Raw genomic sequence first — 12,799 nt, forward strand, 5'->3', positions numbered from 1 at the left:
GCCCTGTTTTGGCTCTCCAATCCGCATCTCCACGCCCAAAACTCTGCACGATATCCGCCAAATCCCCTCCCGCGATGCGGGAAAAATAAGGGCGCGAGGCCGCCCCAAGCTGCGAATTCAATGGTTTCGCAGAACTTCAAAATATGGTTAATATTTAACGGAACGGCACAAGCTATTGGTGCAGCAACGTCACAATTTCGCCGGGTTTATGCGACTAAATGTAAACAGATTAAAAAGACACCCGGACTGCCCGTCTGCCCCACGAAAGAGGTGCCAAAAATGAAAATTCTTGCCGTCGACGATGACCCTTTTATCCGCGAATTGCTGCCCGTTGTCTTTCGCGAAGCTGATTATCCCTATCTGACTTTGGCCGATTCCGGCGCTGCCGCTTTGGAACTGCTCGAAACCACCAAAGACCATTTTGATTGCCTGCTCTTGGATATCGAAATGCCCGAAATGGACGGCATCACCCTATGCCGCCGCATCCGCACGCTGGAGGCCTATCAAGACACGCCGATCTTGATGGTGACCTCGCGCGCAGACGCGACCGCGATCGAAAGCGCTTTTGCCGCTGGGGCCAACGACTATGTGACCAAACCTTTCGATGTAAAAGACATCGCGACCCGCGTGCATATCGCCGAGCGGATGTTGGAAAACACCCAGCGTGCCCCGCGCCTTGACCCGCATCATCTGAAAGAAGCCGGAGAGCCCGGCGCCCATGATTTCGCGCTGGCCGATCCTGTGCATATCAACGGGGTCGAGCAGTTGGTGCTCCCCTTCTCCTTGGGCAATTACCTGTCGCAATTGTCGCGCCAGCACCTTGATATCTGTCAGGTTTTCGCCGTGAAGATCGAACATATCGATGAGCTTTACGCGACCTGCAACACCCGCGAATTTGCCCGCGCCGTTACCTCTGCCGCCCAAGCAATCGCGCGTGTGGTCGATTGCCCGCAACTGCTGATGACCCACAATGGGTCTGGCACGCTGCTGTGCATCGTGACCGGCGACAGCCTGCCCGCATGGCCCGAGATCGAAGTGCTCATTCAAGGTGAGCTTGACGGGATGGACCTGCGCTTTGACGACAACAGCCCACTGTCGGTGATGCTTTCCGTGGGCGGCCCGATCCAGCCCAATGCCAGCCGCACCCAGCGAGTCAGAAAGACATTCGACCGCGCCATTCGCCGCGTGACGATGCGCCAGAAGGTGAAACTCGACACCGCCCCGACCGAGAAACCCTCCGTCTCTGCCGCGCATTGAGCCAAAACGGATGCCCCATGAAAAACCCGCCTCACCGACGGGTTTTCGCATTCAGTTGATGGGGAATTGCACCAGACAACGCTCGGCGATGCGGCGGTAATCCTCCAATGTGTCCGGCACGCTGCGTCGGTCGCGCATTACCTCCATCGCTGCACGTTTCTGGGCCCAACTGCCCTTAACATGCCGGTCAAGGATGCGCACGGTGACGCCCAGCATCACGTTTTTCTCCCCCTCCCCGATCAGTTCCGCCGAAGAAAGCGCCACCGCCGTCAGGGCCAGCGTGTTTGCGCAGCGCAAAGCGGCGGCCTCGCGCCCCTCATAGATACGTGTGCCCGCTGTCGCCATGCCGGGATGGGCCAGCGCGCCAAAGGACAAAGCAAAAACCGTCACCGCAGTTAGAAAGAACCTGCGCGGCACCTCAGAAGACCTTGAAGGTCATCGTGGTCAAGGACCGCTCAATGCCTTCGATGTCCAACAGGTTGTCGTTGATGTAGACGCCCACATCCTCCCCCTTGGGGATATAAAGCTTCATCAGCAGGTCATATTCACCAGAGGTGGAATAAAGCTCGGAATGAATTTCGCGCAGGGCGATTTCCTCGGCCACACGATAGGTCGTGCCCGGTCGGCAGCGGATCTGGATGAATACGCAGGTGGTCATGTAGCGCCTCTTTCTGGGATTTGGTTCAAGCTGACATATGGACCCTGCCCCCGCAATCCCCGATCGCGCCCATGCAGGCTAAAGGTGCTTCACCGCTTGGGCTTGGCGTGGCGGCATGCCCTGCTATAAGGGCGCAGCAATTGCCTTCGGAGATGCCCTATGCGTCGCAGCACCCTGACCCGCACCACCGCCGAAACCGATATCACGGTCAAGATCAATCTCGACGGCAGTGGCCGCTATGACAATGAGACCGGCGTGGGTTTCTTTGACCATATGCTCGACCAATTGTCGCGCCACTCGCTGATCGATATCACGGTGCGCGCCAAAGGCGATCTGCACATCGACGACCACCACACTGTCGAAGATGTAGGCATCACGCTGGGCCAAGCACTGACCCAAGCGCTCGACGACAAACGCGGCATCCGCCGCTACGGCTCTTGCCTATTGGCGATGGACGACGCGCAAATCCGCTGCGCGCTCGACCTCTCTGCGCGGCCCTTTCTGATCTGGAACGTGGATTTCCCCACCAGCAGCATCGGCACATTCGACACCGAACTGGTGCGTGAGTTCTTCCAAGCACTCAGCACCCACGGCGGCATCACCCTGCATGTCGACGCGCTCCACGGGTTCAACAGCCACCACATCGCCGAAGCGGCGTTTAAATCCGTCGCCCGCGCCCTGCGCGAGGCGGTCGAAACCGACCCGCGCAAAGCGGATGCCATCCCCTCGACCAAGGGCGCCTTGTAAGCCAATGCTGACAGCAATCATCGACTACGAATCCGGCAATCTGCACTCGGCCCACAAAGCCTTTGAGCGTATGGCCCGCGAAAACGACGCCGGCGAAGTCACCGTAACCTCAGACGCCGAGGTCGTCGCCCGCGCCGACCGTCTGGTGCTGCCCGGCGATGGCGCTTTCCCGGCTTGTATGGCAGCGCTGAAAGGCGCCGGTGGCCTCTATGAAGCCATGGTCGAAGCGGTTGAGGAAAAGGGGCGCCCTTTCCTTGGTATCTGTGTCGGCATGCAACTGATGGCTAGCATGGGCCGCGAATACAAAGACACCCCGGGATTGGGTTGGATCGGTGGAGAGGTGACCCAGATCACCCCCGCGAACCCGAACCTCAAAGTCCCCCACATGGGCTGGAACGACTTGGTGATCGATCATGACCATGCGGTCTTCGACGGGTTGCACACCGGTGATCATACCTATTTCGTGCACAGCTACCACATGGCCGTAGCAGACCCTGCCGAACGGCTGGCCCATGTCGATTACGGCGGCGAGGTCACGGCGATTATCGGCCGCGATACGATGTTGGGCATGCAGTTTCACCCTGAAAAAAGCCAAACCACCGGCCTGCGGCTGATCTCGAACTTTTTGAACTGGACGCCTTAATGAGCGCCGCGCCTGCCGAAGGGTCGGACGGTATTTAAGAAAGGATGAAGTTGAAGAAAGACCCTCTTCAACTTCATCCTTTTACAAATACCTCTGCGCGGCGCTTGCCTTCCGCAAAACGCAAAGAAGGCGCGGAAATCGTTCTTCGCGCTTTCTGACTTTCGTATTGAGGCAACGGCTTTACTTAATGCGCGCCCAGGTCTGTTTCGAACAAATCAACCCGCCCGCGACGCAGCCCGAAAGTTTGAGCGATTTACCCGAGACGTCCATCTTGCCGATATAGATTTTGCCGTTCGACGGGCGCCATACTTTACCGGCGTATTTGCCGCCGCCCTGGGGCTCCATATCGATAACGAGCGTTTTTCCGATATTGGGTGATTTATACTCACCGCTGTCGTTGAACGTGCGCGCGATAGTGCCGCAGATCGCCCCGCCGCAGGGGGCCATTTTCACATGGGCGTAAGCGCCGTCATCCACCTGCGTTTGCCATGTACCGACTGCCGGATCCGCCGCAAGGGCGGCACCGGTCAGGCCAAGGCCCAGAAGGGCCGCTGCAAAAAACTGTTTCATGATCTCTCCTCCCGATCTGGGTTCAGTGTTAGACACAACTTTCATTCGGGCAAGACTGACCTAGGGTCGCGTTGCAAAATCCTTGGCGACGTGCAAAAGGAAACCAACGTTCAGAACAAGGGCCCGGCCATGATCCTCTACCCCGCTATTGATCTCAAAGACGGTCAGGCTGTGCGCCTCGTGCATGGCGATATGGACCGCGCTACCGTTTTTAACGACGACCCTGCCGCGCAGGCGTTGAGTTTCGTCGAGGCGGGCTGCGAATGGCTACATCTGGTTGATCTTAATGGCGCCTTTGCCGGAACACCGGTGAACGCCGCCCCGGTCGAGGCAATTTTGAAAGCCTGCAAGGTGCCAGCGCAATTGGGCGGTGGCATTCGCGATATGGCGACGATCGAAAGCTGGCTGGATAAGGGCCTGGCGCGGGTCATTCTGGGCACCGTTGCAGTAGAGAACCCTGAATTGGTCCGCGAGGCCGCCGCCGCCTTCCCCGGTCACGTTGCCGTGGGAATCGATGCGCGTGGCGGCCGGGTTGCGACCAAGGGCTGGGCGACCGAGACCGATGTCATGGCCACCGACCTCGCGAAATCCTTTGAGGACGCGGGCGTGGCGGCGATCATCTATACCGATATCATGCGCGATGGCGCGATGGGCGGGCCGAATGTTGAAGCCACGGCCGATCTGGCGCGGGCGGTTTCGATCCCTGTGATCGCCTCGGGTGGGGTCTCGTCGCTCGAAGATTTGGCCGCTCTACGCGACACCGGGGTGATTGAGGGCGCGATCTCGGGTCGGGCGCTTTATGACGGCGCGATCGATTTGACCGAAGCCATGAAGATGTTGAAGGGCTGAGCCATGCTGAAGACCCGCATCATCCCCTGTCTCGACGTGGCCGATGGGCGCGTCGTCAAGGGCGTGAACTTTGTCGGCCTGCGCGATGCGGGCGATCCAGTGGATGCCGCCATTGCCTATGATGCGGCGGGGGCGGATGAACTTTGCTTTCTCGACATCCACGCCACCCATGAAAACCGCGGCACGATGTTCGATCTGGTGACCCGCACGGCCGAGCATTGCTATATCCCGCTGACCGTGGGCGGTGGTGTGCGGACCGTGGCGGATGTGCGGGCCTTGCTGCTGGCGGGGGCCGACAAGGTCAGCTTTAACTCCGCCGCCGTGGCGAACCCGGATGTGATTGCCGAAGCGGCGGATCATTTTGGCAGCCAATGCATCGTCTGCGCGATTGACGCCAAGACCGTCAGCCCCGGCAAATGGGAGATTTTCACCCATGGCGGGCGCAAGCCCACGGGCATCGACGCGGTCGAATTTGCCCGCACGGTCGCCGCCAAGGGCGCGGGGGAGATTCTGCTGACATCCATGGACCGCGATGGCACCAAACAGGGGTTCAACCTGCCGCTGACCCGCGCCATTTCCGATGCCGTGTCGGTGCCGGTGATCGCCTCCGGTGGGGTCGGCAATTTGGATCATCTCGTGGACGGGGTGATTGAGGGTGGCGCCTCAGCGGTGTTGGCGGCATCCATCTTTCACTTCGGTGAATATACCGTGCATGAGGCCAAGCAGCATATGGCCGCCGCCGGCATTCCAATGAGGCTTTCATGACGCTTGATGACCTTTACGCCACCATCCTGAGCCGCAAAAGCGCTGATCCCTCGAGCAGTTGGACGGCGCAATTGCTGGCCAAAGGGCCTGAAAAATGCGCCGAGAAGTTTGGCGAAGAAGCGGTTGAGGCGATCATTGAGGCGGTGAAGAACGATCCGAAGGGGCTCACCTCGGAAGCAGCGGATGTGCTATATCACCTACTCGTCATGCTGGCGGCGCGAGATGTGCCGCTTAGCGATGTGTTGGACGAACTGGCGCGGCGCCAGTCGACATCGGGCATCGCAGAAAAGGCCGCGCGAAACTAGGCTCAGCCCAGCAAGCGCGGAATTTCCACCTTGGGGCAGCGGTTTTGGATCACATCCACGCCGCGTGCTTCGGCCTTGGCCGCCGCTTCGGCATTGGTGATGCCCATTTGCAGCCAGATGGTCTCAAGCTCTGGGAAAGCTTCAAGCGCTTCGTCCACGACGGGGGGCACATCCTCGGACCGGCGGAAAATATCGACCATCTGCACCGGCGGATCAATCTCGGCCAATGTCGCGACAATGGTTTTTCCGAAGACTTCTTTGCCCGCATGCACGGGGTTCACTGGCACCACGTCATACCCCTTTTGTGCAAGGTATTCAGCGACATAGTGACTGGGCCGCGCCGGGTTAGGGGATACGCCAACCACCGCAATGCGGCGGGTGCGGGTGAGAACGTCTTTGATCAATACATCTGTCATACCCTGAACTTAAGCGCCTGTGCGCGGGTTTCAACGCCATAATGACGCGGCGTAAAGCGTGGTGCCCCCTGCCCGTGATTGGCAAGCCTGCAGCGATTGCATAGGCTCGTCCCAAAGGTACGCCCAGCGGAGGAGCCCGGCGGCGCCGCGAACCATCATCACCGGGAGCATAGGATGATCGATCAGACCTTGGACATGAACAATCTCGAAATGTCGGAAAAGGCCAAGCCACTTTTGGCGGCGGTTACCAAGCACATCCGCGAGAATGTCGATCCGATCACCGAGGAATTTTTTCGCCTTGGCGAAGGCCGCGCCGACCGTTGGTCCTATGCGCCGGGTCAATTAGAATTGCTCGATGGGGCCAAGCAAAAGGCGCGAGAAGCGGGGTTGTGGAACTTCTTCCTGCCCAATGCGGAAACCGGCGAAGGGCTGGCAAATCTTGATTACGCCTATATCGCCGCTGAACTGGGCAAAAGCCCCCTGGCCCCGGAAACGCTAAACTGCTCAGCGCCCGATACCGGCAATATGGAGGTGCTGGAGCGTGTCGGCACGCCTGAGCAAAAGGAGCAGTGGCTGAAGCCCTTGCTTGCGGGCGAAATTCGCTCGGCCTTTGCGATGACGGAGCCTGATGTCGCCTCTTCGGACGCGCGCAATATCTCTACCAGCGCGGTTCTCGATGGCGACGATTGGGTGATCAACGGGGAGAAATTCTATATCTCCGGTGCGGGCGATCCGCGCTGTAAGATCATGATCGTCATGGTGAAAACCTCGCCCGAGGCTGAAACCTTCCGCCAGCAGAGCCAGATCCTCGTGCCGATGGACACGCCGGGGGTGGAGATCCTTGGCCCGATGCATGTCTTTGGCCATGACGACGCGCCGCATGGGCATATGCATATCCGGTTCACCGATGTGCGCGTGCCGCGTGAAAACGTGCTTTGGGGCGAAGGGCGCGGGTTCGAGATCAGTCAGGTGCGACTTGGGCCGGGGCGGATTCATCACTGCATGCGCTCCATCGGGTCGGCGGAAAAAGCGCTGGACCTGATGATTGAGCGCGGGTTGGGGCGCGAGGCATTCGGCAAGAAAATCATCGACCTTGGCAAGAACATGGAAACCATCAGCCGCGCGCGGATCGACATCGAAGCGATGCGGCTAATGGTGCTGAAAGCGGCCAAGGCGATGGATGTCTTGGGCAACAAAGAGGCCCGCATCTGGGTCAGCATGATCAAGGCGCTGGTGCCGGAAAAAGCCTGTGAGATCATCGACGCCTCGATGCAGGTGCATGGCGCCACGGGGATGAGCCAGTGGAGCCCGCTGTCGGGCATGTACACGTGGCAGCGCGCACTGCGCTTTGCCGATGGGCCGGATGAGGTGCACCATCAGGTCATCGCGCGGGCCGAGGTGAAGGCGTTTCGGGCGTCAAACACCCGTGGCACGAAGGGCGACAGCTGACATGGAGTTGCATGGCCGCGTCATCGTCATCACCGGGGCGGCCAGCGGCATCGGGCGGGCCATGGCCCTGCGCTTTGCCAAGGAAGCGCCAGCGCATCTGGTCTGTGTGGATATCGACGGCCCGGGGGCCGATGCGACGGCGACCGAGGTCGGCGGCACGGGCTTTCGCGTCGATGTTGCACACGAGGCCGAGATCGCCCAGCTGATCGAAACCGTCGAGCGTGACATTGGGCCGATTGATCTATTCTGCTCCAACGCTGGCATCTCGGTCGAGGGCGGGGTCGAGGTGCCGGATGCCGATTGGCAGCGCATCTGGGAGATCAACGTGATGAGCCATGTGCGCGCCGCGCGGCATCTGGTGCCGCTGATGCGCGCGCGGGGCGGAGGTTACTTGCTCAACACCGCTTCGGCAGCGGGTCTGCTCAATCAGGTCGGGGCCGCGCCTTACGGGGTGACGAAACACGCCGCCGTTGGCCTCGCTGAATGGCTGGCGATGACCTATGGCGATGATGGGATCAAGGTTTCGGTGCTTTGCCCGCAGGCAGTGCGGACCGAAATGATGCGCGGGTTGGAGGACCATGTCGCCGCGATTGACGGTATGCTGGAGCCCGAGCCTGTGGCCGAAGCCTGCGTGCAGGCGATCCGCGATGAGGTGTTTCTGGTGCTGCCGCATCCCCAGGTGCGCGACTACATGCGAGGTAAGGCGCAAGACTATGACCGCTGGATCGGCGGGATGCGCAGGCTAAACCGGCGGTTCGGGTGGCCGAACGACAGCTAGAAAACGCCTGTCCGGCGGCACAGCGGGCATCGCCCCTCAGGGGGCTGCCCTTAACCTTCGCCTTTCGGACGTATCGGGCGCAGCAGCCCCTCTTGCGCCACGCTCGCCACCAACTGCCCGTTCTGATTGTAAATCATCCCGCGATTAAATCCCCGCGCCCCGCCGGTAAATGGCGCATCCAGCGCGTAAAGGTGCCATTCATCAAAGCGGATCGGTGCGTGGAACCACATAGCGTGGTCAAGGCTCGCCGTCATCACCTTGCCCTGAAACCACGTCAGCCCATGGGGCCGCAGCGACGAGCCCAGCAGGTTCATGTCAGAGGCATAGGCCAGAAGCGCGTGCTGCATGACCGGGTTCTGGCCTTCGGCGGCGGCCATGCGGAACCACAGATAGTTGCGGTCGTCGACCTTTTCGGGCGTCATGAAATCGCGCGGCTCGACCTCCCGGATCTCGATGGGTCGCTCGCGCAGGAAGTCCCCGCGATATTTTTCGGGCAGTTTCTCAGCAAACGCCTCGCGCAACTCAGGTCGGTCTGGCCAGTTTTCGGGGGCGGAGACCTGCGGCATCTCATGCTGCCAGTCAAACCCCTCCTCCTCCACCTGAAAAGACGCCGACAGGTTGAGGATCTGCTTGCCATGCTGGATCGCCACCACCCGCCGGGTCGTAAAACTGCCCCCATCCCGGGCGCGGTCGACCTGATAGATCACCGGGATCTTCGGATCCCCGGGCCGGATGAAATAGGCATGAAGCGAATGGCACGCGCGCTCGGGCACCGTGCGATATGCGGCCATCAATGCCTGCGCGATGACATGGCCCCCAAAGATCCGCATCGAGGTCTCGCCCCCCGCGCCCGTGCCGCGAAACAGATCGACCTCAAGCTGTTCGATATCCAATAAATCAAGCAGTTGTCGCGCAGCATTGGTCATGGGTCATCCTTTCAGGCCGGGTCTCACGGCCCTAGCAACAGGTTTTCGCCCCAAAGCTCAAGCACCAAAAGCCTTGCTGCCCGGTCAGCGGTCGCGATCCAGCGCCTCCAGCCCGTGGCGCGCAAAAACCGGGACATATTGCCCTAATTTCAGCCCATATTCGGGGTTTGAGGCATTGCCCTCCAACGCGCGTTTCAGCACACCTTGGATGATGGCGGCCATGCGGAAAAAGCAAAAGGCGAGGTAATAGCCGAAGTTGTCGATCCCCTTCAGCCCGCGCCTCCGGCAATAGGCGGCGATAAACTCCTCATCGGTCGGCAGGCCAAGCGCCTTGCGGTCCACCCCGGCCAAGCCCCGCCCCTCGGCCCCCACGGGCATCTGCCATTGCATGATGACGGCGGCGAGATCGGCAAAGGGGTGACCGATTGTGGAAAGCTCCCAATCCAAAACCGCGCGGCAGGCGGTGCCATGGGTATCAAAGATCATGTTGTCGATGCGGTAGTCCCCGTGCACGAGCGTGCGCTGCCCGTCATCTTCGGGCAGCTCGGCACTCAAGCGCTGCATCAGCGCATCCATATCGGGCTGTGGTTCTGTCTCGGACGCGCGGTACTGCTTTGACCAGCGCCCCACCTGCCGCTCAAAATAGTTGCCCGGCGGGCCATAGTCCGACAGGCCAACCGCGTCGATATCGACCTCATGCAGGGCGGCCAACACGCCGTTCATCTCGTCCACGACCGCACCGCGCTCGGCCGGGGTGAGTTCCGGCAGGGTCGGATCGTTGAAATTGCGGCCCGGGACATGGTCCATGACATAGAACATTGAGCCTATGACGCTCTCATCCTCACAGAGCAGGTGCATCCGCGCGACCGGGACCTGGCTGTCGGCCAGCGCCTTCTGCACCCGAAACTCCCGGTCCACAGCATGGGCAGATTTCAACAGCGTTCCCGGGGGCTTGCGGCGCAGAACATAGTCATGCGCAGGGGTCGAAAGCAGGAAGGTGGGGTTTGATTGGCCCGCCTGAAACTTGGTCACTTCAAGCGGCCCGGCAAAGCCCGGCAGGTTTGCTTCCAACCAGTGGCAGACAGCCGCCTCGTCCAAGGTTTGTGTATCCGTGCTCATTGCGCAAACTCCGCGGCCAAGCGGGCCCCAGCGGTGCGGTATTCGGTCTCGATCCGGTCCACCAGTTCAGCCACCCCGCCGATCTGCTTGACCGCGCCGATGCCCTGCCCCGCACCCCAAATTTCCTTCCACGCCTTGGGTTTGGAAGAGCCAGATCCGAAGTTCATCGAAGAGGCATCCGCCGATGGCAGGTTGTCCGGGTCCATCCCCGCCGCCTCAATCGAAGGCCGCAGGTAGTTGCCCGACACCCCGGTGAAGAGCGAGGAGGTCACGATGTCATCCGCGCCGCCAGCGACGATCATGTCTTTGTAACCCGGCACGGCGTTGGCCTCTCGCGTGGCGATAAAGGCCGACCCCATATAGCCCAAATCCGCCCCCATGGCACGCGCAGCCAAGAGCCCCTCGCCCGTGGCCAAAGCGCCCGACAGCAGAAGTGGGCCATCGAACCATTCGCGAATTTCGCGGATCAACGCAAAGGGCGACTGTGGCCCCGCGTGCCCCCCGGCCCCGGCGGCCACGGCAATCAGCCCATCGGCGCCCTTCTCAATCGCTTTCCGGGCAAAGCGGTTGTTAATGATGTCATGCAGAACCACGCCGCCACAGGAATGCGCGGCCTCATTCACCTCCACCCGTGCGCCCAGTGAGGTGATCCAGATCGGCACCTGATGCTTTACGCAAATCTCAAGGTCGCGCTCCAACCGGCTGTTGGAGCGGTGCACGATCTGATTCACCGCAAAAGGCGCCGCAGGCCGGTCCGGGTTCTCTTGATTGTGCTTGTCCAAAGCCTCGGTGATCTGGGTCAACCACGCATCAAGCAGCGGCGGCTCGCCCTCGGCCTCGCGGGCATTCAATGCCGGGAAAGACCCGATGATCCCGGCCTTACACTGCGCGATGACCAACTCGGGCCCCGAAAGGATGAACATCGGTGAGGCGACCAGCGGTAGGCGCAGCCCGCGCAGGGCTTGGGGTAGATGGCTGTCGTCACGCATGGGCGGTCTCCGTCTGAGTTTTGGTATTTGTCATGACAGGGCTCTTTCAAAAATATTTGGGCCTGACATCACGTTGATGCCGCCGCTGACCGGGATCACCGCACCGGTGACATAAGCCCCGCCGCGTCCGCAGAGGAACAGCATGCAGCCTGCGATATCTTCATCGCGGCCGACACGCCCTAGGGGGACATCTTTGCCCACAGCGTCGCGCGTGGTCTCATTTTGGGTGGCAAAGGCCGTCATACGCGAGACAAACGGCCCCGGCGCCAGCGCGTTCACTGTGATCCCCTCCCCGGCCAGTTCCTTGGCGAGGATTTTGCTCAGGTGGATCACCGCCGCTTTGGAGGCGGCGTAGCTATAGGCCCCGTCGCCCATCTCGCGCTCGCCCATGACCGAGCCCACGTTTACGATCCGCGCCGGATCATCGGCCGTGGCCCCTGCCCGTAGCAGGGGCAGCAACTTTTGCGTCAAATCGAAAAGGCCGGCAACATTGACGCCCATGACCTTATCCCATGCACGGAAGGGGAATTGCCCCAGCGGCGCGCCCCATGTCACGCCCGCGTTGTTCATGAGAATATGCAGCCGGTCGCCGCGCGCCTGAACCTCGGCCACGAGCGCGTCAACGCCCTCTTCGCTGCCGACATCCCCGGCGAAACCTTCGGCACTGCCCGGGGCGCCTAGTGCATTCAACTCCTCTGCGACAGCTTGGCAGGCCTCTCCGGTCCGGCTGGCCAGCAAAACCCGCACGCCCGCCCGTACCAATGCCTCAGCCGCCATGCGCCCGATGCCCGTGGCGCCGCCAGTGATCAGCGCAGTTTTTCCCTCCAGCCCAAAGAGCGTTTCAATATCCATGTTCTGCCTCCCAGCCGCCGACTTTGACGCCACTGTGACAGGGCCTTGGGCGGGGTCAAGCGGATGGGAAGCCGCGACTGCAGTAACCGGGCGTCATAACAATCTGAGAAAAGAGTAGTTTTACAAAGCAAAACCGCCGCAGCTTTATAGCTACGGCGGTTTTGTTATTCTGTTCATCGTTGAGAGATACTGTTTTTATCAGGAACTTATTAGGTTTGGCGATGACCTACTCTCCCACGTCTTAAGACGCAGTACCATCGGCGCTACGGCACTTAACGGCTGGGTTCGGGATGGGACCAGGTGTTTTGCTCGCGCTATGATCACCAAACCAAATAAATTCCTGAAGCGCTCTGCTCTGCAGAGCGACGGGGTCACCACTGCAGCGCTGAGCGTTGTTTGTCCAAGTCATGTACAACTGATTGTATGTGTATGCTTTTGCCCAGTTAAGCAGTCTTGCTTCTACTGGATCAAATCAA

General features: G+C 60.6%; 16 protein-coding genes and 1 rRNA gene. 8 read left to right on the forward strand and 9 right to left on the reverse strand.

Going from position 1 to position 12,799, the window contains the following annotated elements; all coding sequences use genetic code 11:
- The first annotated feature begins 279 nt into the window (after positions 1-279).
- Positions 280-1,257, forward strand: a complete 978-nt coding sequence (locus tag O4H31_RS12770) for a response regulator (RefSeq protein ID WP_067941589.1) — start codon at positions 280-282, stop codon at positions 1,255-1,257.
- A 51-nt stretch (positions 1,258-1,308) separates the two neighbouring features.
- Here the strand turns inward: O4H31_RS12770 and O4H31_RS12775 are convergent, their stop codons facing one another.
- Together O4H31_RS12775 and O4H31_RS12780 are read right to left on the reverse strand one after the other, a co-directional pair.
- Positions 1,309-1,674: a hypothetical protein gene (locus tag O4H31_RS12775; protein ID WP_269346319.1), complete on the reverse strand. Its 366-nt coding sequence runs from the start codon at positions 1,672-1,674 to the stop codon at positions 1,309-1,311.
- A 1-nt stretch (position 1,675) separates the two neighbouring features.
- Positions 1,676-1,915, reverse strand: a complete 240-nt coding sequence (locus O4H31_RS12780) for an Lrp/AsnC family transcriptional regulator (RefSeq protein WP_007120503.1) — start codon at positions 1,913-1,915, stop codon at positions 1,676-1,678.
- 159 nt (positions 1,916-2,074) lie between these two features.
- Here O4H31_RS12780 and hisB point away from each other — a divergent pair, with 159 nt between their 5' ends.
- Complete coding sequence (gene hisB, locus O4H31_RS12785; RefSeq protein WP_269346320.1) at positions 2,075-2,662, forward strand: imidazoleglycerol-phosphate dehydratase HisB; 588 nt, start codon at positions 2,075-2,077, stop codon at positions 2,660-2,662.
- 4 nt (positions 2,663-2,666) lie between these two features.
- Entirely contained in the window at positions 2,667-3,305 is a 639-nt protein-coding gene (gene hisH, locus O4H31_RS12790; protein WP_269346322.1) for an imidazole glycerol phosphate synthase subunit HisH, read from the forward strand.
- 180 nt (positions 3,306-3,485) lie between these two features.
- On the opposite strand, the gene O4H31_RS12795 is transcribed toward hisH, so the two are convergent.
- On the reverse strand, positions 3,486-3,875 hold the full coding sequence (locus O4H31_RS12795; RefSeq protein ID WP_269346324.1) for a DUF2147 domain-containing protein: 390 nt from the start codon (positions 3,873-3,875) through the stop codon (positions 3,486-3,488).
- A gap of 129 nt (positions 3,876-4,004) precedes the next feature.
- On the opposite strand from O4H31_RS12795, the gene hisA reads away from it, so the two are divergent.
- From hisA to O4H31_RS12810, 3 genes are read left to right on the forward strand one after another with little or no spacing between them, the layout of a single operon-like run.
- Positions 4,005-4,724 (forward strand): 1-(5-phosphoribosyl)-5-[(5-phosphoribosylamino)methylideneamino]imidazole-4-carboxamide isomerase, encoded by a 720-nt coding sequence (hisA, locus tag O4H31_RS12800; RefSeq protein WP_120350628.1) that lies wholly within the window; start codon positions 4,005-4,007, stop codon positions 4,722-4,724.
- A 3-nt stretch (positions 4,725-4,727) separates the two neighbouring features.
- Positions 4,728-5,489 (forward strand): imidazole glycerol phosphate synthase subunit HisF, encoded by a 762-nt coding sequence (hisF, locus tag O4H31_RS12805; RefSeq protein WP_120350627.1) that lies wholly within the window; start codon positions 4,728-4,730, stop codon positions 5,487-5,489.
- Positions 5,486-5,794, forward strand: coding sequence for a phosphoribosyl-ATP diphosphatase (locus O4H31_RS12810; protein WP_259948764.1), 309 nt, complete (start codon positions 5,486-5,488; stop codon positions 5,792-5,794). The genes hisF and O4H31_RS12810 overlap by 4 nt, the downstream gene beginning before the upstream one ends.
- Before the next feature lie 2 nt (positions 5,795-5,796).
- Here the strand turns inward: O4H31_RS12810 and O4H31_RS12815 are convergent, their stop codons facing one another.
- Positions 5,797-6,210: a CoA-binding protein gene (locus O4H31_RS12815; RefSeq protein ID WP_269346328.1), complete on the reverse strand. Its 414-nt coding sequence runs from the start codon at positions 6,208-6,210 to the stop codon at positions 5,797-5,799.
- Between the two features lie 174 nt (positions 6,211-6,384).
- Between O4H31_RS12815 and O4H31_RS12820 the strand changes: the two genes are divergently transcribed.
- Complete coding sequence (locus O4H31_RS12820; protein WP_419723600.1) at positions 6,385-7,659, forward strand: acyl-CoA dehydrogenase family protein; 1,275 nt, start codon at positions 6,385-6,387, stop codon at positions 7,657-7,659.
- A 1-nt stretch (position 7,660) separates the two neighbouring features.
- Positions 7,661-8,437, forward strand: a complete 777-nt coding sequence (locus O4H31_RS12825; RefSeq protein WP_269346329.1) for an SDR family oxidoreductase — start codon at positions 7,661-7,663, stop codon at positions 8,435-8,437.
- A 50-nt stretch (positions 8,438-8,487) separates the two neighbouring features.
- Here O4H31_RS12825 and O4H31_RS12830 read toward each other — a convergent pair whose 3' ends face one another.
- The 5 genes from O4H31_RS12830 to rrf all read right to left on the reverse strand — a co-directional run bounded on the left by O4H31_RS12830 (position 8,488) and on the right by rrf (position 12,651).
- Positions 8,488-9,363, reverse strand: a complete 876-nt coding sequence (locus O4H31_RS12830) for an acyl-CoA thioesterase (protein ID WP_067629318.1) — start codon at positions 9,361-9,363, stop codon at positions 8,488-8,490.
- A gap of 84 nt (positions 9,364-9,447) precedes the next feature.
- Positions 9,448-10,482 carry a phosphotransferase family protein gene (locus tag O4H31_RS12835; protein ID WP_269346330.1) on the reverse strand — a complete coding sequence of 345 codons (1,035 nt, stop codon included), beginning with the start codon at positions 10,480-10,482 and terminating at the stop codon, positions 9,448-9,450.
- Positions 10,479-11,471: an NAD(P)H-dependent flavin oxidoreductase gene (locus O4H31_RS12840; RefSeq protein WP_269346331.1), complete on the reverse strand. Its 993-nt coding sequence runs from the start codon at positions 11,469-11,471 to the stop codon at positions 10,479-10,481. The genes O4H31_RS12835 and O4H31_RS12840 overlap by 4 nt, the downstream gene beginning before the upstream one ends.
- Before the next feature lie 30 nt (positions 11,472-11,501).
- Positions 11,502-12,323 carry an SDR family oxidoreductase gene (locus tag O4H31_RS12845; protein WP_269346332.1) on the reverse strand — a complete coding sequence of 274 codons (822 nt, stop codon included), beginning with the start codon at positions 12,321-12,323 and terminating at the stop codon, positions 11,502-11,504.
- 213 nt (positions 12,324-12,536) lie between these two features.
- Positions 12,537-12,651, reverse strand: a 5S ribosomal RNA gene (gene rrf / locus O4H31_RS12850).
- Positions 12,652-12,799: the final 148 nt, after the last annotated feature.

This window comes from Sulfitobacter dubius (assembly GCF_027214245.1).
GTDB lineage: Bacteria > Pseudomonadota > Alphaproteobacteria > Rhodobacterales > Rhodobacteraceae > Sulfitobacter > Sulfitobacter dubius_A.